At 62.7% G+C, this 26,298-nt stretch carries 20 protein-coding genes and 1 tRNA gene; 9 read left to right on the top strand and 12 right to left on the bottom strand.

What is annotated here, in order from left to right; translation table 11 throughout:
- Positions 1-31: 31 nt before the first annotated feature.
- Positions 32-1,573, top strand: coding sequence for a ribonuclease Y (gene rny / locus IPM84_11615; protein ID MBK9093404.1), 1,542 nt, complete (start codon positions 32-34; stop codon positions 1,571-1,573).
- A gap of 242 nt (positions 1,574-1,815) precedes the next feature.
- The gene (locus tag IPM84_11620) at positions 1,816-2,085 is read left to right on the top strand and encodes a stage V sporulation protein S (GenBank protein MBK9093405.1); all 270 of its coding nucleotides are present in this window, start codon (positions 1,816-1,818) and stop codon (positions 2,083-2,085) included.
- A 148-nt stretch (positions 2,086-2,233) separates the two neighbouring features.
- On the opposite strand, the gene IPM84_11625 is transcribed toward IPM84_11620, so the two are convergent.
- Positions 2,234-3,163, bottom strand: coding sequence for a stage 0 sporulation family protein (locus IPM84_11625; protein MBK9093406.1), 930 nt, complete (start codon positions 3,161-3,163; stop codon positions 2,234-2,236).
- 60 nt (positions 3,164-3,223) lie between these two features.
- Complete coding sequence (locus tag IPM84_11630; protein MBK9093407.1) at positions 3,224-4,219, bottom strand: hypothetical protein; 996 nt, start codon at positions 4,217-4,219, stop codon at positions 3,224-3,226.
- Between the two features lie 303 nt (positions 4,220-4,522).
- Here IPM84_11630 and IPM84_11635 point away from each other — a divergent pair, with 303 nt between their 5' ends.
- Positions 4,523-5,815 (top strand): serine hydroxymethyltransferase, encoded by a 1,293-nt coding sequence (locus tag IPM84_11635; protein MBK9093408.1) that lies wholly within the window; start codon positions 4,523-4,525, stop codon positions 5,813-5,815.
- Between the two features lie 52 nt (positions 5,816-5,867).
- Positions 5,868-5,941, top strand: a tRNA-Val gene (locus IPM84_11640).
- A 71-nt stretch (positions 5,942-6,012) separates the two neighbouring features.
- On the opposite strand, the gene IPM84_11645 is transcribed toward IPM84_11640, so the two are convergent.
- From IPM84_11645 to IPM84_11675, 7 genes are all read right to left on the bottom strand, one after another.
- On the bottom strand, positions 6,013-8,304 hold the full coding sequence (locus tag IPM84_11645) for an ATP-dependent RecD-like DNA helicase (GenBank protein MBK9093409.1): 2,292 nt from the start codon (positions 8,302-8,304) through the stop codon (positions 6,013-6,015).
- 165 nt (positions 8,305-8,469) lie between these two features.
- A complete protein-coding gene (locus IPM84_11650; protein ID MBK9093410.1) occupies positions 8,470-9,063 on the bottom strand; it encodes a hypothetical protein in 594 nt (197 codons plus the stop codon).
- 188 nt (positions 9,064-9,251) lie between these two features.
- On the bottom strand, positions 9,252-10,532 hold the full coding sequence (locus tag IPM84_11655) for a hypothetical protein (GenBank protein MBK9093411.1): 1,281 nt from the start codon (positions 10,530-10,532) through the stop codon (positions 9,252-9,254).
- Between the two features lie 96 nt (positions 10,533-10,628).
- On the bottom strand, positions 10,629-11,930 hold the full coding sequence (locus IPM84_11660) for a DUF1501 domain-containing protein (protein ID MBK9093412.1): 1,302 nt from the start codon (positions 11,928-11,930) through the stop codon (positions 10,629-10,631).
- 59 nt (positions 11,931-11,989) lie between these two features.
- Positions 11,990-13,666: a DUF1800 domain-containing protein gene (locus IPM84_11665; GenBank protein MBK9093413.1), complete on the bottom strand. Its 1,677-nt coding sequence runs from the start codon at positions 13,664-13,666 to the stop codon at positions 11,990-11,992.
- Positions 13,667-13,677: 11 nt separating this feature from the next.
- Positions 13,678-15,093 carry a DUF1501 domain-containing protein gene (locus IPM84_11670; protein MBK9093414.1) on the bottom strand — a complete coding sequence of 472 codons (1,416 nt, stop codon included), beginning with the start codon at positions 15,091-15,093 and terminating at the stop codon, positions 13,678-13,680.
- Positions 15,094-15,101: 8 nt separating this feature from the next.
- Positions 15,102-16,763, bottom strand: a complete 1,662-nt coding sequence (locus tag IPM84_11675; protein MBK9093415.1) for a DUF1800 family protein — start codon at positions 16,761-16,763, stop codon at positions 15,102-15,104.
- A gap of 537 nt (positions 16,764-17,300) precedes the next feature.
- On the opposite strand from IPM84_11675, the gene IPM84_11680 reads away from it, so the two are divergent.
- From IPM84_11680 to IPM84_11700, 5 genes are all read left to right on the top strand, one after another.
- On the top strand, positions 17,301-18,878 hold the full coding sequence (locus IPM84_11680; GenBank protein MBK9093416.1) for a hypothetical protein: 1,578 nt from the start codon (positions 17,301-17,303) through the stop codon (positions 18,876-18,878).
- 118 nt (positions 18,879-18,996) lie between these two features.
- Positions 18,997-19,731, top strand: a complete 735-nt coding sequence (locus IPM84_11685) for a YIP1 family protein (GenBank protein MBK9093417.1) — start codon at positions 18,997-18,999, stop codon at positions 19,729-19,731.
- Complete coding sequence (locus tag IPM84_11690; protein ID MBK9093418.1) at positions 19,728-20,555, top strand: hypothetical protein; 828 nt, start codon at positions 19,728-19,730, stop codon at positions 20,553-20,555. The genes IPM84_11685 and IPM84_11690 overlap by 4 nt, the downstream gene beginning before the upstream one ends.
- Before the next feature lie 95 nt (positions 20,556-20,650).
- Positions 20,651-21,943, top strand: a complete 1,293-nt coding sequence (locus tag IPM84_11695; GenBank protein MBK9093419.1) for a molybdopterin molybdotransferase MoeA — start codon at positions 20,651-20,653, stop codon at positions 21,941-21,943.
- A complete protein-coding gene (locus IPM84_11700) occupies positions 21,940-23,028 on the top strand; it encodes a DHH family phosphoesterase (GenBank protein MBK9093420.1) in 1,089 nt (362 codons plus the stop codon). The genes IPM84_11695 and IPM84_11700 overlap by 4 nt, the downstream gene beginning before the upstream one ends.
- A 159-nt stretch (positions 23,029-23,187) precedes the next feature.
- Here the strand turns inward: IPM84_11700 and IPM84_11705 are convergent, their stop codons facing one another.
- The 3 genes from IPM84_11705 to IPM84_11715 all read right to left on the bottom strand — a co-directional run bounded on the left by IPM84_11705 (position 23,188) and on the right by IPM84_11715 (position 25,966).
- The gene (locus IPM84_11705) at positions 23,188-24,030 is read right to left on the bottom strand and encodes a metal ABC transporter permease (protein ID MBK9093421.1); all 843 of its coding nucleotides are present in this window, start codon (positions 24,028-24,030) and stop codon (positions 23,188-23,190) included.
- On the bottom strand, positions 24,027-24,935 hold the full coding sequence (locus tag IPM84_11710) for a metal ABC transporter ATP-binding protein (GenBank protein MBK9093422.1): 909 nt from the start codon (positions 24,933-24,935) through the stop codon (positions 24,027-24,029). Before IPM84_11710 ends, IPM84_11705 begins: the two co-directional genes overlap by 4 nt.
- A 68-nt stretch (positions 24,936-25,003) precedes the next feature.
- Positions 25,004-25,966, bottom strand: coding sequence for a zinc ABC transporter substrate-binding protein (locus IPM84_11715; GenBank protein ID MBK9093423.1), 963 nt, complete (start codon positions 25,964-25,966; stop codon positions 25,004-25,006).
- Between the last annotated feature and the right edge of the window lie 332 nt (positions 25,967-26,298).

Below are 26,298 nucleotides of genomic sequence, written 5' to 3' on the forward strand. Positions count from 1 at the left end.
CGATCGAACAGGCTAGAAAGGACAAATCTGTATGGAACCCGGAGTAGTCATCCTGTTAGGGATCGTACTCCTGATAATGGGTGTCGGTATTGGTTATTTCGTCGGCTTCGATCAGCACAAGAAAAAGACCGAAGCAACCATTCAATCGGCGGAAATACGCGCCACCCAGATTGTCAGCGAGGCAGAGGCCCACGGCAAGGAGCTTGTTCTCAAAGGGAAAGACGAGGTCATCCAGCTACGTGAGGAAACGGAACGGGATTTGGAGCGCCGGCGCCGCGATCTGCAGCGCCTGGAAGAACGCGTCGATAAGCGGCAAGAACAGTTGGACCGGCGCAACGAACAGGTTGAGCTGCGTGAAAAACGCCTGAACCAGCGCCAGAGCACGGTTGACAAGCGCGTCAAAGACCTGGAGAAAATGGAAGGCCAGCATGTGGCCGAGTTGGAACGCATCTCCGCCCTGACGCAGGAAGAAGCCAAGCAGCTCCTGCTCAAAAGCGTCGAAGAAGACACGCGTCAGGATATGGCGAAAGTCATCCGGGCCGTGGAGGCCGAAGCCACCGACGAGGCCGAGCGCCGCGCCCGCCGTGTGATCATCATGGCGATGGAGCGCCTGGCCTCAGATCAGGTTTCGGAATCCACCGTGTCGTCCGTGGCGCTGCCCACCGACGAGATGAAGGGACGCATCATTGGCCGCCAGGGGCGCAATATCCGCGCCATCGAAGCCGCCACCGGCGTTGACCTGGTGGTGGATGATACGCCGGAAGCCATCATCATCTCCAGCTTCGATCCGGTGCGCCGTGAAGTGGCCCGCCTGGCGTTGACCAAACTGGTGCAAGATGGGCGCATCCATCCCACCCGCATCGAGAAGGAAGTCGAAAAGGCACGCGAAGAGGTGGAGCGCGCCATGCGCGAAGCGGGCGATCAAGCTGCCATCGAAACCGGGCTGCAAGGGCTGCACCCGGAGATTCTCAAGCTGGTGGGGCGCCTCAAGTTCCGCACGAGCTACGGTCAGAATCAGTATTACCATGCCATCGAAACGTCACACCTGGCCGGTATGATTGCCACTGAACTGGGCGCGGATGTCAAGACCGCCAAGATGGGCGGTCTGCTGCATGACCTGGGCAAAGCGGTCAGCCACGAGGTGGAAGGCCCGCACGCGCAGGTGGGCGCAGAGATTGCCAAGCGCTACGGCGTGCCGCCAAAGGCGGTCAACTGCATCGCGGCCCACCACCATGAGGTGGATGCCGAAAACCTGGAAACGATCATCGTGGCTACCGCCGACGCCATTTCCGGCGCTCGCCCCGGTGCCCGCCGTGAAGCTCTCGAAACTTATGTCAAACGCCTGACCGCCCTGGAGGATATCGCCAATTCCTTCGGCGGCGTTTCCGAATCGTTTGCCATCCAGGCCGGTCGCGAAATTCGCGTGGTCGTGCGCCCCGATGCGACGGACGACATGGCCGCCATCAAACTATCACGCGACATTGCCAAGAAGGTCGAAGACAACCTGGAATACCCCGGCCAGATCAAGATTACTGTCATCCGCGAGATGCGTGCTATAGACTACGCCAAGTAATATCGAACCTCAGACTTCCGAAGTCTTCGAGACTTCGGAAGTCTTTCTTTTGCCCACTCCAAACTGCCGCCACGACAAGCGCATCCTTGCGTACCACCCTGCGTCATGAACTAAGCATCTCGGCACGGGGCGCCGCAGCCCTCTCATGCACGATCTCGCTGATCGTGGTGATGCTTGCCCCTGCCAGATGTCGCATCAATACATCATCGAAGGGTTTGAGTATGCACGGAGGTAACGCGACCATGGACATCATCAAAGTTTCAGCGCAATCCCGCTCCCCAGCGGTGGCCGGGGCAATCGCCGGCGTGGTTCGAGACGCAAGTCGTGCCGAGGTACAAGCCGTCGGCGCCAGTGCCGTGAATCAGGCCATCAAGGCCATTGCCATCGCCAAGGGTTACCTGGCCCAGGATGGAATTGACATCATCTGTATTCCGTCGTTCACCGAAATCGAAATCCAGGGGCAGGAGCGCACCGCCATGCGACTCACTGTCGAGCCAAGAGGAGGATGTTAGGGGTTCGCAAAAGAATTTAACTCCTGTATTTTGCCGGGAAAACGCTGAGAAACACGGGAAGTTATATTTTTGCGAACCCAAAGGAAGCGGGAGAGAGGACTGTCCTCTCTCCCGCTTTTTTTCTGGCAGTCACAAAAAGCCGTCGTTCCTAAGTCAGCATCTCCAGTTCGCGGACATCTTCGTCGTCCAGGGCATCCGACGCGTGCCCTGCAGAAGTTGCCTTACGCTTGACTGAGCAGCCGCCGCAGGTGCCACAGGTGCGTGATTGTTCCTTGCCTCGATTTTCCAGAATGTCATCCACGGTCACTTCAACCAGCGATTCGTCCTCCATCTGCACGAACATGGTGCGCTGCAACGGGTTGAGTTTGCGCACCTTGCCCACACCCTGTTTACTCAGGATGGTGCTCCCCACCTTGGGCAGCTCGGCCCGCGCCTCCTCATAAAGGTCATTTTCATAGGACAGGCAGCACAGCAAGCGCCCGCAAACGCCGGAAATCTCCGTCGGGTTCAACGGCAGATTTTGCGATTTCGCCATCTTGATCGAAACCGGCGCGAACTCACGCAGCCAGGATGAACAGCACAAGCGCCGACCGCATTTGCCCACACCATCCAGGAATTTGGCCTGGTCACGCACGCCAATCTGCCGCATCTCGATACGACAGCGGAAGACACGCGCCAGGTCGCGCACTAGGGCACGGAAATCCACCCGCTTGTCCGCTGTGAAGTAGATGACCAGGCGCCCGCCGTCGAAGTTATATTCGGTGCGCACCACCTTGATCGGCAGGCGGTGCTCGGTGGCCTGCTGCCGCGCACGCGTCAGCGCCTCGGCCTCACGCTGGCGGTAAAGCTCTCGCTCCACCATGTCCCAGGCTGTGGCCCGGCGTACCACCTGCTTCAAGCCCCCGCTCACCTCACTGGCCGGCATATCACCCGGGGGCAGGCTCACACAGCCAACCTCACGGCCCCGTGCCGTGTCTACCACCACATATTCACCTGGCCGTAAGTCCAGAAAACGCGCAGGGTCGAAGTAGTAGACTTTGGTCACCGGCCGAAAACTGACACCAACGATCGTTGGCATAGAAACCTCTCCCTATGATGGATACCCTGACCCAGCCTGCAAGTCTCGCGACCGGGTCATCTAATGGATTAGCAGACGTGGCAGGCGCAGCAGCAAGACATCAAGCGCCAGGCGCACGTTGACATTACTGTCCAGCAATTGTGCGGTGCGACGCACCATCTGCAGGCTGGCGCGCGTCTGCGCAGCCGACAGGCGCTGCGCCTGTGCGGTCAACAACGCCGTTCGATCCACGTTGATGGCATGCGCGGCGGCGCCGTGCTGACAAAGCCACACATCGCGCCACCAACTTTGCCAAGTGTGCAGCGTCGCGGCCACCAGGTCCGCATGGCCGGCCAGGTTGGCCGCGTAGGTCAGGCGGTCCACGCGGCTGGCCGTCAACAGGCCAGCCAGGTCATCGAGCTGCTGGCGGCGCTGCTCCCACGCCGCACGATCAGCCGCCATCTGTTTGGCATACCCCAGGCGCCCGTTGCTCAAACGTGCCAGCAGGGTTGCCTCCGCGGCCGTCAGATCATGGTGCGTGCGCAAATGCTGCTCGATCAATGCCTGGGGCGCCGGTCGCAAACTGACCACCTGGCAGCGCGAAACGAGGGTGGGCAGGAGCGCGTCGCCCCGATCACTCAACAGGATGATGACCACCGCGGCGGGCGGTTCTTCCAACGTTTTGAGCAGCGCATTGGCAGCAGCCGTTGTGGCCAGGTGCATCTGTGCGATGATGAACACCTTGCGTTGGCCTACGAGCGGCGACAAGGCCGCCTCACGCACCACGCTCTCGCGCATCATCTCCACGCTGAGCGCGCTGGCATCGGCCGGGGGCGCGATCACGCGCAGATCGGGATGAAAACCGCCGGCCGTCTTGTGGCACGCGGCACAGGCCTCGCACGGTCGCCTCGCAGGGTCCGCGGCTGTGCAGAGTAGGGCGCGGCCAAACCCGAGCGCCAGCGTCATCTTGCCGACGTTGGCCGGGCCGGTGATACAGTAGGCATGTCGCACCTGGTCGTTGACCAACGTCTCGCGCAACCATTGTACAGCCCAGTCATGTCCAATCACGTTGTGCATGGTAGGTCACGGTCCGTTTATAAGTTGGTGGTTTGACTCATCCAAGCACCCGGTTATCCACCGATGTTGTTTGTGGACAGTGACTGAATGGGTCAAAGTAACTTATATTTTATTGCAACGTTAAGATACCACAGTCAACACTGGATGTCAAGCATTTTGCCGCCAGGCTCAGCAACGGCCCGCGTAAAACCAACGCTACTGTGACCCCAGCATAGCCTTTGACAAAAAATTTAGGCGGTGGTATGCTGACTACAGGTTACGATATTTCACGCGATGTTGCGTTTTGCAGGAGGTTTTCCTCGTATGTCTGATCTTTCCGCGCTGGAGCGCCTGACCCCCTGGGTTGAGCTTCCAGACCCACGCTATGCCCTGGCCGCAACTGATCCAGTCATCTATGCCGCCATTGAAAAAGAACGCGCGCGACAGACGGCCGGCATCGAACTGATTGCCTCAGAAAACTATGTCAGCCCTGCCGTCCTGGCCGCCATGGGTTCGGTGCTGACCAACAAATACGCTGAAGGCTATCCTGGCCGGCGTTATTACGGCGGCTGTGAATTTGTGGATGTCGTCGAACAACTCGCCATGGATCGCGCCAAAGAGCTGTTTGGCGCCGAACATGCCAATGTGCAGCCTCACTCCGGCGCACAGGCCAATGCCGCAGCCTACATGGCGTTGCTCGAACTGGGCGACGTGGTGCTGGGTCTGAAACTTGACCACGGCGGGCACCTGACCCACGGTTTTCATCTGAATCAATCAGGCAAGCTCTACAACTTCAAGCATTACGGGGTGCATCAGCAAACGGAGCGCCTTGATTACGACGAGTTGGAAGCGCTGGCTCATGAGCATCACCCCAAGCTGATCGTTGTCGGCGCCAGCGCCTATCCGCGCCATTTTGACTTTCCCCGCCTGCGCGCCATTGCCGATGCGGTGGGCGCCCGCCTGATGATGGACATGGCGCACGTGGCCGGCCTGATTGCCGCTGACCTGCACCCTGATCCGGTGCCTTACTGCGATGTCGTCACCAGTACCACACACAAGACCCTGCGCGGCCCACGCGCCGGGTTGATCCTGTGCAGGGAAGAATGGGCCAAAGCCATTGACAAAGCGGTCTTTCCTGGCATCCAGGGTGGCCCGCTGATGCACATCATCGCGGCCAAAGCGGTGGCCTTCCACGAAGCGACACAGCCCGACTTCAAGGCCTATCAGCAGCGCACCCTGGACAATGCGCAGGCGCTGGCCGCGGAACTGGTGCGCCAGGGCCTGCGCCTGGTCAGCGGCGGCACCGACAATCACCTGATGCTGGTGGACATGACGCCGGCCGGCGTTACCGGTAAGGCCGCGGAAAAGGCGCTGGACGCGGCTGGCATTCATACCAACAAGAACATGATCCCCTTCGACCCCAAGCCGCCTCTGACGGCCAGCGGCATCCGCCTGGGCACACCGGCCGCCACCACTCGCGGCTTTGGGCCAGATGATATGCACCAGGTTGGGCGTTGGATCGGCGAAATCGTCCATCACGTCGAAGACCCGGCCGTGATCGAGCGCGTGCATCGGGACGTGATCGAATTCGCCTGCCGCTTTCCCGTGCCCGCGTAAACCAGCCCTGAATTTGCCAAGTCGGTGTAGTTGCTTATAATTACACCGGTACGGGCGGTTAGCTCAGTTGGTTAGAGCGCGTCGTTGACATCGACGAGGTCGGAGGTTCGAGCCCTCTATCGCCCACACGAAGCCGTGGCTGCAAAGCCACGGCTTCTTCTTTCTCCAATCTCCAATCTCCAATCTCCAATCTCCAACTACTGCAGCCGCGCCGCCAAACCCGTATAGCGTTCGGCGATCTTGTTGTTGTTGACGGCGATGGCAATAGCCCGCGGCATGCCGACCAAAACCACCAGGCGTCGCGCACGGGTGACCGCGGTGTAGAGCAGATTGCGCTGCAACATCATGTAGTGTTGCGTCAGCAAGGGCAGCACTACCGCCGGGTATTCGGACCCCTGCGCCTTATGCACACTGATGGCGTAGGCATGAGTCAGCTCATCCAGTTCCAGAAAACTGTAGTCAATCTCCCGGCCCTCGCTGCGCACCGTCAGCACCTGCTCGATCCCATCCAGGCGCACGATCTCGCCCAGGTCGCCGTTGAAGACATCCTTGTTGTAGTTGTTGCGCGTCTGCATCACCCGGTCGCCGACGCGGAAAATGTGCCCGCCCAGGCGCCGTTCGGGCTTGGCAGCGTCTGGTGGATTCAGCCGTGCTTGCAACAGCAGGTTCAGGTTGGCTACCCCCGCCACCCCGCGGTGCATCGGAGTGAGCACTTGCACATCGGCGGCTGGCACGCCAAAACGCCGCGGGATGCGCTCGGCCACGATCTCCACCACCAGGTTGGCTGCCTGTTCGGCATCGTCCACCTTGAACAGAAAAAAGTCCTGCGACTGAGCCGGCTGCCACTCCGGCATCTGTCCGCGGTTGATGCGGTGTGCGTTCTCCACGATGAAGCTGCCGGCTGCCTGGCGGAAGATCGTCTGCAGGCGCACCACCGTCGCCGTTCCCGATTCGATGATGTCTTTGAGCACACTGCCGGCGCCGACGCTGGGCAGTTGATCCACATCACCCACCAGCAGCAGATGCGCACCCGGCGGCACGGCCTTGAGCAGGTGATTCATCAGAAGCAGGTCGAGCATGGACGCTTCATCTACAACCAAGATATCAACCTCAAGCGGGTTGTTTTCGTTGATCTGAAACGTCACCCCCCCGCTCGGCTTGAATTCCAGCAGGCGGTGGATGGTCTTGGCCGGCCGGCCGGTGGTTTCACTCAGCCGCTTGGCCGCGCGCCCCGTGGGTGAGGCCAGGGCGTAGGTGTGGCCGGAGGCCTCCAGCAGGCGGATGATCGTCTGCACGGTGAAGGTCTTGCCGGTGCCCGGCCCGCCGGTCAGTACCACCAACGGTTGCGTCAGGCTGGCCTGCACGGCCTCGCGCTGCGCCGGCGCCAGCGCCAACCCGGTCTCCTGCTGCACGGCCGCAAAGGCCGCATCCCAATCGAAGCGCTGGAAGAGCGCCAGGCAGTCGCTTCGCCCGTCGCACAAGCGCCGCAAACGGCCAGCCACGCCAATCTCACCGCGATAGAAGGGCACCAGGTAGACGGCGCGTTCCTCGGCCAGTAGGGCGGGCGCCGTCAGCTCAGCCTCAGGGACGGAGGCCGCCGCGGGGTCAGCGCTGGCGGTGACCACTTCATACACGAGCGCCGGCGAGGCGGGAGGGCGGCGCTCAGAGGCCGGCGCCATGAGGATGCGCTCGACATGAACCGCTTCCTCCTGGCGCAACTGCTCGATCGCGTTGACCACCAGGGTGCTCGGCACGGCCAGCATCTCGGCCGCCTGCATCACCAGGATCGTTTGGGGAACATAGACATGGCCATCATCAGCCTGCTCGCCCAGGACATGGGCCACACCGGCCGCTACCCGTTCGGGCGCATCGAGAGCCAGCCCCAGGGCTTGCGCGATCTTGTCGGCCGTGATGAAGCCGATGCCGTGGATGTCGCGGGCCAGCCGGTAGGGGTCATTCCGCACGATGCCTACGGCACCGTCCCCGTACTGCTTGTAGATCTTGACCGCCAGGCCGGTGCTGACGCTGTGCTCCTGCAAGAAGAACATGACCTCGCGAATGGCGCGCTGTTGGCGCCAGGCATCCTGGATCAGGCTGGCACGTTTGGGGCCAACGCCGAGAACGGTGCGCAGGCGCTGCGGCTCCTCATCAATCACCTGCAGGCTTTGCGCACCAAACAGGCGCACGATGCGTTTGGCGGTCACCGGCCCCACGCCTTTGATCAGCCCCGAACCGAGGTATTTTTCGATGCCAACCGCCGTGGCCGGCAGCTTGAGCTTGAAGCTATCGGCCTTGAACTGGCGCCCATACTGCGGATGCGCCGTCCACTGGCCGCGCAGTTCAACGTATTCACCCACGTTGATGCCGAGCATGTTGCCCACTACCGGCACGGTGTAGTCCTTGCCCTCCGGCGCCAACTGCGCGACGGTGTAGCCGTTCTCTTCATTGTGGTAGGTGACTCGTTCGATTGTGCCGGTCAATGCGTCCATGCTGGCAGCTCCTCGCTGCAGTCAACACTAACACGCATGACCGATTTAGGCAAGTGGGCAAGATGAGCAGGATGAGACAAAAACAGAAGCGACGCACCGGGGGGGTGCGTCGCTTCGAGTGCTATCTCATCATCTCATCATCTCATCGAGTCATCGAGGAGTGTTTTACCGTTGCTGCCAGCGGCCCATGCGGCCTCCTGCGCGTCCGCCCATGCGACCGGCGGCCGGCGTTCCGTCGAGGTTGTCACACGCGCCGTCGCCGTCGGCATCGGTCCAACCGGCGCCATTACCTGCGCCTCGCGGCGCGAACGGCTGGTTGAACATGGACTGCACCTGGGCACGCATCGTCACCAACATCTGGTCGGCCTGCGCCTGCGTGATCGTGCCTGCCGTCACCAGGTCAGCCAGGTGCTCGGCGCGGGGCGCCAGAACGGCGTCCACAATCGTATCGAGCGCCACATTGTGCGCTGCGGCCACCTGCGCCACACTCTTGGGGCCATCTTGCAGTTCAGCAATCAGATCGGTGCGTTCCATGTCAAGGACATCTGCCACCACGACCAGGGCAGAGTTGTCAGGCCCGCCCCAGGCGCCGCGCATTCCCGCGCCGCCCATCATGCCGCCCATGCGGCCCACACCGTAGCCGTTGCCGGCGCCCGGCGCCGGCGGGGTTACTGTTTGTGCCATCGCCGCCCCGGCTACAACCAGGGTTGCCATCACCGCCACCAGGGCGGCCACGACGAAAAGTCGTTTGGTATTCATCGTAATTCGTGTCTCCATTTCTGTGTTAGTCTGCTACCTTGATGCTCCGAGACCTGGATGCCGGTCCGATGCTCTGCATTTCCTTGCTGCCTGACCGGTCTGTCTCTCGTCTCATCTGGTCTCATGATAACCCGCAGATGTGGAGATGTTGTGAAGGAGATATGCGAAGGCGATGAATCCCTCTCGGTTCAATCGGGGGGATGAACGGCATCTGTCAGGCGCGCCGCCTGCTGGAAGTCGCGCTCGATCTGCGCCGGGTCGAAATGCTCCGGCAGACCTGGGATTGCCTCACCCGTGGAGATGAAAATCAAGATAGCAAAGGCCGCCAGGGCTTCGTCGCCCGTGAAATTGCAGTGTCCATAGCGAAAGATGGGCATCTGCACCAACTGTCCCCGCCCACTGGTTTGTACCTTGTCGCGGTACAAGAACTGATGCCAGAAGGGGATCACTTCATCGCCCGTGGTGTGCAACGTCACCATCGGCACTGTCAAGCGACCGGTGGTTTGATACGCATTCAACGCCGCCAACGCAACCGGGGCGGCGCGGAAGCGCTGCACGCGCTGATTGAGCAGTGGGTCGTTCAAGGAGCCGCGGTAGAGGCGCGTGCGGTTGCCAAACGGATTGCCGCCCAACTTATCGCGCGCGTCATTGGTGGCAAAGGCGTTGTACCACAGCACGTTGACCGTGGTTGAGATCATCGAACTCATGCTGAACAACTGGGTGGCCGCGCGCGAGGTGCTCATCAATTGCAGGGCCAGGCGTGGATTGGCCCGCACCTGCTGCGTAATCGCTGGCACGTAGGTGGTCTGCCAGTTGTCAATGACGGCTGGCGGAATAGCGATAGGCGAGGGGGGCAGCACAGCGGGAAAGAAATAGTCGAACAGGACACGAAAATCGCCCAGGTAGTCGGTCTGTTTCTTGAAGTCGCCAATGGGGCCGCAGGCTGACAGCGCGCCGGTGAGCAGCTCAGGATGCCGTTCGGCCATCAGCGCGGTGACGATGCCGCCCTCCGAGGCGCCGCTCATGTAGGTGTGGGTCGGCGCCTGGCCGGCCACTCCCGGAAAAGCCGCAATCAGCTCGACCACGTCATCCACGCCGCTGACAATGGCCAGGCCATTGGTGCGATAGCTGGTGGTGGCAAAGGCGTAACCCAGGCTCTGCACCAGGTCGGGCAGGTAAGTCTCGCCCAGGTACAGATTGTAGAAGGCCAGCGGTTCATTGAACGCCACGTAGCCATGCGCCCAGATCAACAGGTCGCCGTTCCAGCCCGTGGTGGGCACGCAGATCAACGATAGGGCGCCGCCGGGCAGCACGCCTTCCTGGCAGCCGTGCGGCAGGGTCGGGGCGACCCGCACATCGGCAAAGTCAGGCTGGGACAGGGCGCTGGCGGGGTGCGTGGCTGCCGCGGGCAGCACGCCTGCGGTCACCAGCACAAGGGCGAGGGTGACGATTAAGCTGAATCTACGCATGCAAGAACCTCCTGAACGGGTTGAATGACGGGGGTGTCTTTTTTGCCGACGACGTCGTCACGCCGGAGGCGTGACCTACGGGGTGGGGACCTCTTTTCAGCGGGACACCGATGGCAGATAGACGCGCCCACTGCCGCCGTAGTTGATCGGCAGGTCGGCGCCCTGCACGATGTTGAACGGGGTGTAGCCGGTATAGCCGGGAAAGACCTGCCCCAGGTTCGGGTTGGCCAGGCGGCGCACCAGGATTTCGCTCAACACCCGGCGGTAATCGGTCGTGATCGCCAGGTCGGTGCCCTGGTCGAGCGCGCCTGGCTCCAGGCCTGGCCAGGGGTTGGCGTAGACTGTGCCGCCGTTGACGTGTCCGCCCAACACCAGCATGACGTTGCCATGGCCATGATCGGTGCCATGATCGGCGTTTTCACGCAGGCGGCGGCCAAATTCGCTCATGACCACCACGGTCAGCCGATTGGTGAAATTGGTGAGATCAGTATACAACGCATACAGCCCACGCGCCAATGAGTCTACCATGGTCGCGAAGTAACCTTGCCCCTCATCGCCCTGGCTCTCGTGCGTATCCCAACCGCCCAGGTCAGCCGTAGCTACCTGCAGACCCAGGCCCAGTTTGACCATCTGGGCGACGGTCATCAGCGCATCGCCAAAGTCGTTCTGCGGATAGACGGCGCCGAATTCCGGTTCATAGTCGCCGGGATTTGCCGATTCCACTACATCCAGCGCGTTCAGGGTTTGCATACCGGCCTCGTGCAGCCAGGTGTCGCCGTTGTAGGCGTGGCGCAGCGCGCGGCGCTGACTGTCCAGGTAGTACCAGTGGCCGGGCAGGCCAAAGCGTCGCGGATCGGGGATGGCAACGGCCAGCGGGCTGGCGAGCAGCGAGCCTGGGATCAACGACGCCACCGCAATGACCGGCAAGGGGCCGCTGCTGTTGGTGCTCAGCAGGTGGCGCGTGAGCCAGCCGCTGTTCGTGTTTCTGGCGCCCGGGGTGCCGCGCTCCATGTAGTCCATCGCGTCGAAGTGCGAACGGGTATCGCTGGTCAGCCCGGCCGCGTGAACCACGGCCAGGTGCTGCTGTTGAAAGAGCTCGGCCAGCGGCGCGGCCGTCGGGTGCAGGCCAAACTGCCCATCCAGGTCCAGGGCGGCATTCGGTCCGCTGCCGGGCGCGGCCAGGCGTATGTTGGGTCGCAGATCGTTGTAGTTGGCATCGCCATAAGGCGCCACCAGGCTCAAGCCATCTACGCCGCCGCGCAAGAAGATCGCTACCAGAATTTCGTCGCTGGACGTCGAACCTGGCCGGGCAAACGCCAACTGGGTCAGGCGACCGCCTGCCAGGGACGCCACGGCCGCGGAGCAGCCGGTGAGAAACTGTCGTCGCGAAAGTGCCATGATGTGCTCCTTGTGTGAGAAGCCAGGAGTTCAAGCCGCGAAGTCCTGGCGCGCTACGCTCAACGCCACTGGAAATCGGGGAACATGATGATCAACTCGACGAGGCGCGGCACGCGTTCGTCAATCAGCTCCTGCGAAAGGTCGTATTCGGGATTGCGACCCTGCGCCACGAACTCGATCAGCTCCTGGCGGTCGTCAGTACCCATGGCGCGACCCAGCAGGCGTGCAATCCAAAAGTCGCAGATGGCGATCGGTGTGCGGATGTTGCCCGGCATCTGGCTCAACAGGTCGGCGGAGATGTCGTCGAGCCAGCCTTCCAGGCAGTAGGTCAGGATCGTCCAGCGTCCGAGCATGACATTGGTGCCGGTCCAGGCTTCGTGCCGGTCGGGATAGCCATTGGGCGGCGGCCACTCGAAGAGCGCTTGCCCCAGTTGTGCAAAGGTCCATTGAAAGCCATCGCTCCAGGCCCACTCGGCATCCACGGCGCGCAGCGCGGACGCGACGAACTCGAAGGGCCGTTTGACCTTTTCGCCCCAGGTGTTGGCAAATTCGTTGGAAGTGAGAATGGTCTGCAGCACGCGCTTGATCTGATCCGGCGCCTGCTGGTTGGCGGTCCAAACGGCGACCGCGGCATCTATTACGGCCTGCGGCGGGTTGTCTGCGATGAAGCGCCGACAGAGCTTGGTGCAGAGGTAACGCGCGGTGGCCGGGTGGCCGGCGACGGCGTCGAGCACGGCGCGGCCATCCTCCAGCGCGGGCCGGTCGTTGCGTAGATGGAGACCGAGCACTGTCTTTTGGAAACGATCGTGCCAGGGCGTGTAGGTGAAGAACTCGCCTGTGTTACCCACCTCGGGGTCATAGTCGTCATCGCGCACCCGCCAGCCGGTGAAGGCGCGGGCGGCTTCGTACACGTCATTATCAACGTAGGCCGTGGGATTGCCAGTGCTGTAACCGGGCACCGCGGACTGGTCCAAGGGGCCGAGGTAGTTCTCGGCGCCCAGGGTGTGCAGTTCGAACAGTTCACGCGCCCAGTTTTCATTGGGGCCGTCATCCGAGCTGAACGCATTGTCGAGGTAGTAGAGCATGGCCGGGCTGGTCGCTACGGCTTCGAGCATCTGACGGAAGTTGCCCAGTGCATTGGCACGGATCACATCGCGATCATAATGCACGAAAACGGAGACCACGCCATCATGCCAGCCAAACAGGTTGAAGTGATTGTGCCAGAAGTCAGCCAGGACCTCGAAGAACTGACGTTTGCTGTAGAGCGCCCGAATCCAGGTGGCCTGAACGGTCTCCCGATACGGTAGGGAGAATGTGTCGTAGTCATCGGCCAGGGTGTGATCGGCCCACAGTTGAGTGAGCGGCTTGGCGAGGGTGACGAAGTTCTGCGCAGCCAGGCGCTGGTCGCAGTCGCCATCGGCAATGGCGGCCGGGTTCAACTGCTGCGCCAGGTACGCGCTGAAGCGCGCGGCCGGCGTGCTGCCCAGTGCATTGTAGGCGGCCCAGTCGGGGGGCCGCGCGCCGAAGCCGAGACGGTTGAGCACGATGACATTGAGCGGCGCCAGCTCTGGCGCGGTGTCGGTGCGCAGCGGCAGATCGGGGCGCTCGGCCATGCGCTGCACGCGGGGGAAGGGAGGTGTCTTCCCAACCCAGGGCGCAGGCGCTACGCCGGCCAGCAGGCTGCCGGCGACGACGAGGGAACCATCCTGCAAGAATTGGCGGCGTGTCACGTTCACGGCATTTCCTCCTACGGTGTCATTGTCCAGCGATCAGCCATAATTTGCAGATCCGCGACGGTCATCTGGCCGTCGTTGTTCAGGTCATAGGTTGCACAGGCGCCGCTGACATCGCCATTGGCAAAGCAGTTGACCGCGTTCTGCATCTGCTCCACGTGGGTTGGCCCAAAGTTGATCGGCAGATCCGGGCCTTGCACGACACCGAGGGGGGTGTAGTTCAGGTAGCCGGGGAAAATCTCGCCCAGGTTGGGATTGCCCATGCGGCGCACCAGTATCTCGCTCAGAATGCGGCGATAATCGGTGGTGATGGCAAGATCGGTGCCGTTGTCCAGGTTGGCCGGATCCAGACCGGGCCAGGGCGCGGCGTAGACCTGTCCGCCGTTGACATGACCGCCGAGCAGAAGCATGACGTTGCCATGCCCATGATCGGTGCCCCGGTTGCCATTTTCACGCAGGCGCCGGCCAAATTCGCTCATCACTGCGATGGTCACCCGCTGCGTGTAGTTGGTCAGATCGGTGTACAACGCGGCCATGCCGTTGGCGAGCGTCTGTATCTGCCCGGCGAAGTAGCCGGCGCCGGCATCGCCCTGGTACTCATGCGTGTCCCAGCCGCCGTAGTCCGCGGCGGCCACGGTGAGACCCACGTCCAGTTTGATCATCTGGGCGATCGTCATCAGCGCGGTGCCAAAGCTGTTGGTGGGATAGACGGCGCCGAACTCCGGCACATAATCGCCCGGATTCGCCACTTCGACGATATCGAGCGCGTTGAGCGCCTGTTCGCCGGCCTGATGCAGCCATGAATCGCCGTTGTAGAGGTGACGCATGGCCAGGCGCTGGCCGTCCGTCCAGCGCCAGTGACCATCCAGGCCGAAATCGTCAGGGTCGGTCATCGCGACGGCCTGCGTACTGCTCAGGAACGATGCGGGCAGCAACGAGCTGGCAGCAATGGCCGGCAGCGCACCGCTGGCGCCGCCAGAGACCAGGTGCCGGGTCAACCAGCCGGAGGCCACGCTGCGCGAGCCGGGCGTGCCGCGCTCCATGTAATCCATGGCATCGAAGTGCGAGCGCGTGTCGCTGGTCAATCCACAGGCGTGAACTACCGCCAGTTTCTGCTGCTGATACAGATCGCGCAGCGGCGCGGCCAGGGCATGGCAGCCGAACTGTCCGTCCAGGTCGAGCGCCGCGTTGGCGCCGCTGCCGGGCGCGGGCAGGCGGATGTTGGGGCGCAGGTCGTTGTAGTTCTGGTCGTTGTAGGGCGCCACCAGGCTGAGCCCGTCCATGCCGCCGCGCAGGAAGATGACTACCAGAACCTCATCGGTCAGTTGGCGGTACGGGTTGGCAAACGCCATCTTGGTCAAACGTCCGCCGGCCAGGGCCGCAATGGCGGCCGAGCAGCCGGCCAGGAAATTTCGTCGTGTGAGTGCCATGTTTGCTCCTATCGCCATTGAAAGTCAGGCGTTCTCATGATGAGTTCCACGAGCCGCGGGGTGCGCTCGGTGATCTCTTCGGCGGACAGGGGCAGGTCGGGGTTGCGCCCCTGGCTGATGAAATCCACCAGGCGGGAACGGTCTTCGGCATCCAGCGGACGACCGAGGATGCGCTGAATCCAGAAGTCGGTGATGGCGTTCGAGGTAACCGTGCCGGGCGGCATCTGCCCCAAGATGTCAATCGTGGTGCTGTCCACGTTGCCGGCTACCAGGTGGTAGGCGATGTTCCAGCGGTAGACCATGACGTTGGTGCCGGTCCAGATGTCATGCACGTCCGGGTAGCCGTTGGGCGGGGTCCATTCGAACAATTTTTGCCCCATCAGCCCGTAGGTCCAGAAGAAGTCATCGTTGGGCACGAACTCGGCCGCGGTGGCGCGCAGCATGGAAGCGGTCAGCTCGAACGGTCGTTTGACCTTCTGTCCCCAGGCATCGGCAAACTCCGGGGAGAGAACGATGGTTTCGACCACCCGCTTGAGTTGATCGGGTGCCTGTTGATGGGTGGTCCAGGTTGCCACCGCGGCGTCTATGACCGCCTGGGGCGGGTCGTCGGCAATCAAGCGGCGGCACAGTTTGGTGCAGACATGGCGTGCGGTGCCGGGATGCGCGGCCGCGGCATCGAGCACTGCGCGGCCATCTTCCAGCGCCGGGCGATCGTTGAGCAGGTGGCGGCCCAGTACAGTCTTTTGGAAGCGGTCGTGCCAGGGTTGGTAGGTGAAGAACTCGCCGGTGTTGCCGAAACTGGAGCTGTTGCGCACAGTCCAGCCGGTGAAGGCCCGCGCGGACTCGTACACGTCGTTGTCCACGTAGCCGATGGGGTTGTTGGGGTAGCCGGGCACCTGCGTCTGCTGCATGGAGCCGAGATAGTTCTCCGCGCCCAGGGTGTGCAGCTCGAACAGCTCGCGCGCCCAGTTTTCATTCGGTCCGGCGTTGCTGCTGTAGACGTTGTCCAGGTAGTAGAGCATGGCCGTGCTGGTCGCGACCGATTCCAGGAAGGTGCGGAAATTGCCCAGCACATTGGCGCGGATGACATCCCGGTCATAGTGAATCCAGACCGGCAGGACATCGTAGTGCCAGCCGTAGATGTTGAAATGATTGTGCCAGAAGTCGGTCAGCACCTCGAACAACTGGCGTTTGCTGTAGACGGCCTTGAGCCAGGTGACGCGACGCCCCTCGTTGAAGGGCTGGCTGCGCACGGTGTAGTTGGCTGCGTTGACGCGGTGATCGAGCCACAGTTGTTGTAGCGTCTTGTTGAGCGTGGTGAAGCCCTGCGCGGCGATGCGGGCCTCGCAGGCGCTGTCGTCCAGGCTGCCGGGGTTGAGCTGTTGGGCGACGAAATTCGTCAGGCGTTCGGTGGGTGTGCTGCCCAGCGCCTCGAACGCGGCCCAATCCGTGGGGTGAGGGCCGAACATCAGGCGGTTGAGAGCAATCACATTGAGAGGCGGCAAGTCGGGTGTGGTGCCGATGCGACGCGGCAGGTCCACATGTTGGTGCATCGCGCGCACCCGTGGGTAGGGTGGCGCATCGGCCAGGGCTGGCGATAACTCGGCCAGGGCAGCGCCGGTCACGGCTAACGCCCCGGTCTTCAGGAAGGTACGACGTGAGATGTCCATAGGCAACCTCGAATCACAGGCAAGAACAGAATTAGGAATGATGGGATGCGTGGGCGCCGCGTTTGCTGGGGTCATGATGCCACGCGCCAGAACGCCAAATCTCAGCGGGGGGCGATCATCGCCGGTGAGTCTGCGCTTGCACCAGGGTGGCGCTGCGTCAGACCTGCGAATCGGGTGTTCTGTTGTCGCGAAGTTGGCGTACGGTGGCAATAGGCCCAGTGTACCGCGAACGGGCACTTTGCGCCAATCGGCCCTTTGGCCCTCGTGGGCGCGTTTGGTTCACCCTGACAGACATGGTACAATGCAATGCAATGTAGTGCAATGCACTGCAATGTTGCAATGTTGCAATGTAGCAATGTAGCAATGTAGCAATGTAGCAATGTAGCACAGTGCAGCGCATTGCTGATGCAGCATGGCAAAATATACTGCAAGCGGGAATAGATTTCACTTTTCTGCCGAAGGAAACAGGCGCAATTCGTGCCCGCTTGCAGTATAGTTGATCGGCCACCTGTTCCAGGTTTCTGAGCGAAGACGGACATGACCTCCAACCAAGACAACATCATCACGACCTTGCGTGACCGCCGGAGCATCGAGGCCGAGATACGCCTGCTCACCCAGGCGCACGGTGAACTGGATCTGCGTACCCGCGCCCGCCACATCGCCCGCCAGGGCAACCAGGTGCTGCCCACCCTGCTGACCATGCTCGGCACCAATGACCCGCAGATGCGGGGCGGCCTGGGGCAGGTGGCGGCCGCGCTGCAGGCTGACGGTGCGCCGGTCGTCGAGGCCCTGGCCGCGTTGGCCCAGGATACGCGCCAGCCTGACCAGGTGCGCATCACCGCGATCACCATCCTGGAACGCTTTCTGGGGCAGAAGCCTGACGAAACCCTGTACGCCACCCTCTCCGACCCGCGGGCCATCATGCTCAGCTCCGTGCGCGAAATGTTGATCGCCGCGCAGCAGTCGGAGTATGTCTACATCGAGTATGTGCAGCAGCTCGAAACCCAACCGCTGGAGGTGGTGCTCGACCTCATCAACAGCCTTGACGCCATGGAACCGGAGGAGCGTCTGGTGCTCTTGCGCCTGCTGGCGCAAGATAGTCGCGATGTCGTGGCGGCGCAGGCCGTGCATGCCCTGAGCCGCATCCGCCGGCCGGCAGCCATCACGACCCTGCGCCACCTGCTGCCCACGGTATCGGTGGCCTCGCGCGCCCTGGTGGAACGCAGTCTGCGCAAGCTGACGCTGGCCGGCGTCAGCGCCGAACCTGCACCGTCCCCCGGCCGCGGCTGGCGTGCGCTTGTCAGCGGCATTGACGGCGATGGCTATCGGGCCGTCTGGTTTGTTGCGCCGGCGCCCGCGCCGGTCATCAGTCTGTACAAACCTGGCGAAGTGACCTTCCTGGGCGCGCTGCTTAGTGATGCCAACGGCGTGCGTTTGTCCTTTGCCAACGCCAGCATGCCTGCGGTGCGCATCCCCGCGCCGCACTTGGCCGGTACCTTCTGCGAACTACTCATTCCGCGTAGTGAACAGCCCCTGCGCCTGCTCGAAGCCCCCTTCGATTATGGCCGCAGCCTGGTAGCTGCCGCTGTGCAGGCCAATTACGAACAGCAGACGCCGATCCCGCATGAGTTTCGGCTGCTCAACCCACTGATCTGGCAGTTTGGCGAACCCGGGTCGCCGCCGCCTGATCTGCCGCCCCTGGCCGCCGATCTCGCCATTGCCAACTTGCGCCAGCAGTCGCGGGCACTGCTCGATCATCGGGCCTTCAGCTCCTGGTTTACGCACAGCGAGGCCGCCTATGACCTGGCTGAACGCCTGCTCGATAATCGCCGCCCAGCCTTTCCCACGGTTGACATGCTGCTGCAAGAACTGGTGACGCGCGAATTCAGCGCGACCAGCTTCATCGTCTACCGCCGTCGCTTGCTGGGCATGGTGCCCTGGTTGGCCCTGGCCGGTGACCTGGCCGCGGCCGCGCTGGCACGCCACCTGGCCGCCAGCCTGCAACCGCCAGCCGATTTGACCCACGCGTTCCTGCTGGAGCTGGCGCGGGCCGGCGTGGAACGCGCCATGAGCAACCTGCGCGCGGGCTTTGATCTGCGCAGTGTCGCATTTTAGCTGCGCAGGAGCGTGCGCTGTCTTCTCGGTTTTGATGAAAAGGAGTATCATATCATCTGTAGCCTCACCCGTGTCTCATTTCGATCAGTCGGAATCAACTTGCACAAGGAGGATGTAAATGCCATTCGTTAGACGTGCGTTCCATTGGGCGTGGCGAGCGCTGTTCCTTGAACAGGACGTATACGAGGACATGCGCGACGACGACAATCCGTTCGTCGAGGGATTGTTCATTGTCGTTGTCATCAGTGTCGCCATCGCATTATTCAGCCTGGTCGGCACGGCGCTGGCCAGAGCAGCCACGCCAGACCTGCAAGCCATGAAACAAACCGTGTTGAACGGCTTGCGCAGTATGCCGTGGTTCGATCAGATGCTCCAGGCTGGCGGACAGCAGGCGCTGGACATGTTCAACCAGTTCTATGACCTCGGCTGGCAGATTTTCCCGCGCCTGGCCGGCTACCCCGACATCGGCAATGCCGCGCTCAATCTCGTGCTCCTGCCTGTCACCATGATTCTGCTGTGGCTCCTGTGGGGCGTCGTCGCTCATGTCGTGGCACGGCTGTTGGGCGGCAAGGGCACGCTGAGTCAAACCCTGGGCGCCACAGCGTTGGCCGAAGCGCCGCAGCTCCTGAGCCTGGTCACCGTGATTCCCTTCGTCGTGGTCGGCGGTGTCATCGGCACCTGGCGCATGCTCTGTCGCTACACGGCGCTCAAAACCGTGCATGGCTTGAGTTGGCCGCGTGCTGTCGCGGCCACGCTTCTGCCAGGCATCCTGTTCGGTATTCTCATCGCCGTGCTTGGCTTCATCTTCAGCACACTGCTTATGGGCCTCGTGGCCGGAGGGATAGCACAATGACAACCGATATGAACAGCGCCGTTGACCGCGGCTTTGGTCGTGTCAAGTGGCTCAAGTTGCTGGGCGACATCCTGACGCTCAAGACCGACGCCTTTGTGCGCTTCCGTGATCATGTGGATGGCATGCGCTATGCCATTGGTCTCCTCATCGTCGTCAGCCTGATTGCCGGCAGCCTCAGCTTTCTGTGGCAAGCGGTCCGCAATCCGGCGGCTGACATGCAGAGCGTGCGCGACACCTTCGATCAGGTGCTCGCACAGATGCAGAACGCTGGCGGCATCCCAGCAGGGGGTTTGTCCCTGGTGCGCGAGCAGTTCGAAAGCGTCATGGGCATTGTCGAAGGGATCGTGGGGTTGCCCACTCCACTGCCGCAGCCGATCAGTCATTTCCTGGAGGCCCTGGGCCAATGGTTATCATCGCCGTTTGCGCGACTTGGCGCCTGGCTGAGCTATGGCATCTGGGTTTTGCTCCTGGCGCGGCTGCTGTTGGGCGCCAAAGGCAGTCTGCGCGATTTTCTCGCCACCACGCCGCTCTACAGCGTGCCGCAGTTGTTCACCATCCTGGCGCTGGTACCCTGCTTGGGCAGCCTGCTCGGTATCGTTGCCACCGTCTGGGGCTGGCTCATCTACACCAAGGCGACGGCTGTCAGCCTGGGCTGGGTGCAACAGCGCGTGGGCGCCGACGGCCTGGTCATTGGCGAAGAAACCCAGTGGGGACGCGCGCTCGTCGCCGTTTTCCTGCCGGCGATCTTGCTCTTCGTCCTGATCTTCCTGGCGGCCCTGGTCATCATCGTGCTGACCGCCTTGTCCAGCAACGGCGGTCGTTAGCGAATCAGAAACCCGGCGAGAAACCGGGCTTCTGTCAGAAACCGGGTTTCTCGTAGAAACCCGGTTTCTGATCGGATCCCCAGCGCGAAAAAATCATGCCTGAACTATTCAACGTGCAGACGCCGGCCGCTGCCTGGCGGCTTTTCCTTCGACATCTCCCGATCCGGATCACGACCGCAACCATCGAAGTGGCCGCGGCGTTGGATCGCGTGCTGGCCGAAACCGTCATTGCGCCGCACGATCTGCCCAGTTTCGCCCGCTCCACGGTGGACGGCTACGCGGTGTTGGCCGCGGACACCTTTGGCGCCTCGGCCAGCCTCCCCGCCTATCTCAGCGTCATCGGTGAAACCGCCATGGGGCAAGCGGCCAGCCTGGCGATTGATTCCGGCGCCTGCACCATCGTACACACCGGCGGCATGATCCCGCCAGGCGCCGACGCGGTCGTGATGGTTGAGCATACCGAGAGGGTGCAGCCGCCACGCGCGCTGGCCGTCGCGGCCGACAACCCATCTTCCATCTCACCGCACTCACCGCACTTCCCGCACACCATCGAAGTCCTGCGCCCGCTGGCGCCCGGTCAAAATGTCATTCAGGTCGGCGAAGATGTGCGCCAGGGCGAGATCGTGCTGGCCGCTGGCCGGCGCCTGCGCCCGGCCGACCTGGGCGGACTGCTGGCGGTCGGCATCACGCAGGTGACGGTGGCGCAACCGCCGCGCGTGGCCATCCTCTCGCAGGGCGATGAAGTGGTGCCGCCCACGCAGACCCCAGGACCTGGTCAGATTCGGGACATCAACAGCTACACCCTGGCCGCGCTGACTCATCGCGCCGGCGCCGAGCCGATCCTGATGGGCATTGCGCCCGATCAACTTGGAGCCTTGAGCGCCCTGGCCCGCCAGGCGTTTGCCCTGGCCGATGTGGTCGTTATCTCGGCTGGCAGCTCGGTCAGCGTGCGCGACATGACCGCGGAAGTGATAGCAGCCCTGGGACAGCCCGGCATCCTGGTGCATGGCCTCAGCGTGCGCCCTGGCAAGCCCACCATCCTGGCAGTTTGCGACGGCAAGCCGGTTTTTGGACTGCCCGGCAACCCGGTCAGCGCGATGGTGATTTTCGACCTGGTGGTCGCGCCGACCCTGCGCCTGCTGCAGGGCGAAGAAGGACCGCCGCGGCGTATCGTCATGGCGCGCCTGGCCCGCCCCATCGCTTCGGTGACAGGACGCGAGGATTACGTGCCGGTACGCCTGGAGCAGCGAGGCAACGAGCGCTGGGCGGCGCCGGTGTTTGGCAAATCAAACCTCATCTACACGCTGCTGCAGGCCGATGGCGCCGTGCGCGTGGCGCTGGACAGCAACGGCATCGGCGAGGCCGAGTGGGTCGAGGTCCTGCAATGACTGAACTGCCGGACACGTTGGAAGCACCGCGTTTTGTCATGCCGTTCAGCGGGCAGCCGCTGCCCATGTTCGACATGCCACGCGGGCAGCGCCGCCTGCAGCGGCTGCTCGACGCGTGCGACAATAGCCAGCGGCTCGTCATCCTGACCCACAACGACCCCGACCCCGATGCGCTGGCCAGCGCCTGGGCCTTACAGACCGTGCTGAGCGCCCGACTCCACATCACCCCTGGCATCGTCTACGGCGGCATGATCGGCCGCGCAGAAAACCGCGCCCTGGTTGCCAACCTGGAGATGCACCTGACCCAGGTGGACAAGATCAACTGGGATGATGTTGACGCCATTGCCCTGATTGACACCCAGGTTGGCGCTTCCAATCATGTACGGCCAGCGAATTTGCCGGTCGTCGCCGTGTTCGACCATCACCCCTTGCGCCGGGGTAAGCGCCAGGCGCGCTACCGCGATGTACGGCCGTGCTACGGCGCCACCTCTACCATTCTGACCGAGTACCTGGTGGCGGCCGAGATTCGACCCCACAGCCAGTTGGCGACGGCGCTCTTCTACGGCATCAAAACCGACACGCGTGGCCTGGCCCGCGACGCCTGCGATTGTGACGCCTGGGCCTACATGGTGCTCCTCCCCCTGATTGACCCCAAGTTGCTGGCGAAGATCGAGCAGGCACGCGTGCCGCGCAGCTACTTCAAGGCGTTCAATGACACCCTGGCGCGGACCGTGTTGTATGACCGCGTGGCGCTGGCCAGCCTGGGGCCGATGGAGCGCCCAGACATGGCCGCGGAGATGGCCGACATTCTGGCCCGACTGGAGGGCACCGATTGGGTCATTTGTTGGGGGCGCTACCAAAACCAGGTGGTGATGGCGGTACGCACCCAGTTGGCGGAGGCCAATGCGGCGCGCATGGTGCGCCAGGTCGTGGGTGAGATGGGCGGCACGGGCGGCCACGCGCACATGGCCGGCGGGCGCATTCCGTATGGCAATGATCCGGAGCGCGTGGAAGAAGAATTGCGCAAGCGCTTCCTGCGGGAACTCAATGTCGCCACGGCCACCGCGCAGCCGCTCATCACCTGACCCGATCACCTTACACGGCGCTGGCCAGCTACACCTATGATGCGGACGGCAACACGGCGGGCGGACTTTTGCCACGAATTACACGAATTGACACGAAAGCAGAAGTTCGATTCGTGCAAATTAGTGAAATTCGTGGCAGAGAAAACGGGGCGGATGATATTAGGAGCGTCGCCAGAATGACCAGGCGACGCCGCGCTGTGGGGCAAAGAGGAAGATCAGGATGAAGATAATGGTGGCGGTCAGGATGATGGCGGCGCCGGAGGCCACGTTCAGGTAGTAGCTGAGATACAGCCCGGCCAGGCTGGAGAAGGCGCCGATCACAGCCGAGACGATCATCATCATACGCAGGCGCCGAGTCAGCAGGTAGGCCGAGGCGGCCGGCGTAACCAGCATGGCTGCTACCAGTCCCACGCCAACCGTCTGCATCGAAACCACGACCGTGAGCGCCAGCAGGATCAACATGGCATAGCGCAGGAGTTCAGCGGGGAGGCGCAGCGTCGCGGCCAACACCGGGTCGAAGGAGATGACCAGGAAGGGACGATAGAGCACCACCACCGTGCCGAGGATGAGTGCGGTCAGGCCGGCTGTCAGCCAGAGGTCGGCCGGGCTGACACCGAGCACATTGCCGAACAGGATGTGAGTCAGATCCACGGCGTAGGTCTTGATGGAACTGATGAGCATGACGCCCAACGACAGCGCGGCCGCAAACATGATGCCGATCGCCGTATCTTCCTTGATCGTGCCCTGACGCGAGAAAGCGCCGATGCCAAGTGCCACCAGCACCGCAGCCACCAGCGCACCTACGGTCAAGTTACCATCGAGGAGATACGCCACAGCGACGCCAGGCAGAATGGCATGCGCCATGGCATCGCCCAGGAAAGCCATGGAGCGCAAGACCACGTAACAGCCGATCACCGCGCATAGGATGCCCACCATCACCGCAGCCAGCAAGCCCCGCTGCATGAATCCATAGGCCAGCGGCGTCAAGAGCCATTCGATCATCTCAGTTCTCGATTTCGGCGCGGCGCCGCGTTGCCTGACTGGCCGGCAGATTGCCGTGGCGCAGGCGCCGTGGTGGATTTTGGGGGCGCCACCATGACCGTTTCGTCCTCCGGGCAGCAGTGGTCTACCACGGCCACCCCCTCTGGCAACATGAGCACCTGGCCGCCGAAGGCTTCGGCCAGGCGCTGCGTGGTGAACACCTGCGCCGGCGGGCCAAAGGCGATTAGACGCTGGTTGAGGAGCAGCACCATCTCGAAACGGCTGGCGGCCAGGGCCAGGTCGTGCGTGGAAATCAACACCGTCACCTGCTGGGCGCGCAGACGATTGAGCAGAGCCAGGGTAGATTCCTGCGTCGCCATGTCAACGCCGGTGAACGGCTCATCCATGAGCAGGATGTGCGGCTCCTGGGCCAGGGCGCGTGCCAGGAAGGCACGCTGCTGTTGACCGCCTGAAAGCTCGCCAATGGCACGGCCGGCCAGCGCTGCAATGCCCATCGCGTCCAGGGCACGCGTCACCGCGGCGCGATCGGCGGCGTTGGGGCGGCGCAGCCAGCCCTGACGGCCATAGCGGCCCATCATCACCACGTCGGCCACGGTGACAGGAAAGCGCCAGTCAACCTCTTCGCGCTGCGGCACATAGGCGACGCAGTCCTGATGCACGCCCAGCGGCTGGCCGTGGATCAAGATGCGGCCATTGCGCAGGGGCAGCAGGCCCACCAATGCCTTGAACAGGGTTGACTTGCCCGCCCCGTTTGGCCCCACCACGGCCACCTGCGCGCCGTGGGGCACCTGGAAGGAGAGGTCACGCAAGGCCGGCCGGCCGTCGAAGCCGACCGTGATGCCGTCTACATCCAGGCGTGCCGGTGCGTCAGGGCGGGGTATGGCGGTCTCAAGTGCGGGGGGCATACTCAGGGTATCAATCACGTCGGGCCTCGCTTCTTTCAACGCGGTCATCGGTGGCTATCAAGAGAGTCTTATTTCAATGCTGCCACGATGGTACGCGTATTGTGCTTCATCATCTCGATGTAGGTAGCGCCTTCTCCGCCAGGGGCGCTGAGCGAATGGCTGAGCAGGCCGGTGACGACGCTGGCGCCGGTTTCGGCCGCAACCTGTTCGGCCAGTTGGGGGTTGGCGCCGGTTTCCAGAAAAATGGCGCGCGCGCCCGTTGCCTTGATCTGGTCAACTAACGCGGCCAGTTGCTGCGCCGAAGGTGAGGCCCCACTGCTGACACTGGGAACGATGGCGCCAATGATCTGAAACCCGTAGCGGTCGGCAAAATAGCCCAGACTCTCGTGGTTGGTCACCAACTGCCGCTGTGCGATGGGCACCTGGTTGGTTTGCTCACGGATCCAGGCGTCCAGGGCCTGTAACTGGGTCACATACGCGGCCGCGTTGGCGGCATAGAGCAGGGCGCCGTCCGGGTCCACCTGGCTCAGGCCATCGCGGATATTTTCGACGTAGCGCATAACCAGGATGGGGTCGAGCCAGAAATGAGGGTCGCCTTCCTCATGCTCTGGCTCTGCGCTGTCATGGGCTTCTTCGGTTGCGGTTGGCGTGCGCGGGGTCAGGCCGTTAGCGGCTTCGATCACCACGCGCTTGCCATCCGCGTTCTGCAGCAGTTTGTCCAGGAAAGCCTCCAGCCCGACGCCGTTGGTGACCAGCACCGTGCTGGCGCTGACTTTCGCCACGTCGGCGGGCGTCGGCTCGAAGCTGTGCGGGTCCACGCCGAGCGGCATCAGGGTGTCAACCGTCAGACGGTCGCCGGCGACCTGGCGGGTGATGTCGGCCAGGAAGGTCTCCACCACCAGGACGTTGGGAGCCGCCGGCGTAGAGGAGCGAGGAGAAAGCGCCGGGCTGGGGGCACAGGCAGTGAGCAGCAGCAACGCCCACACGAGAATCAGGGGCGTTCGTTTGCTGAAGCCATCAAATTGAGACATAGTGTTCCTTGATCTCATGAAGTTAGAGAAGATGCGGACGAATATGAATCAGCGCAAAAGCACTGTATTCGGCGCTGGGCTCGTACGACTAAGCCCATCGCCTCATCGCTTGACATGGCATTGTCAAGACTGCCTGCTCATTTTGGAGTTGCAGGCAGTTTTCATGTTCTTTAGTCTAATTCATGACTGACCGGCTGTCAAATGATCGGTTTGGCGTGGGTGCATGGCGGTCTGGGGGCAGATCGGGCGACTGCAAGTCGCTGCAACGAGGTCAAAGTCCAGACCGGTGTTATACCGGGTTTGTTGTCGCCAGAAAAATATGCTATACTCCT

This window comes from Candidatus Amarolinea dominans (assembly GCA_016719785.1).
Taxonomy (GTDB): Bacteria; Chloroflexota; Anaerolineae; order SSC4; family Amarolineaceae; genus Amarolinea; species Amarolinea dominans.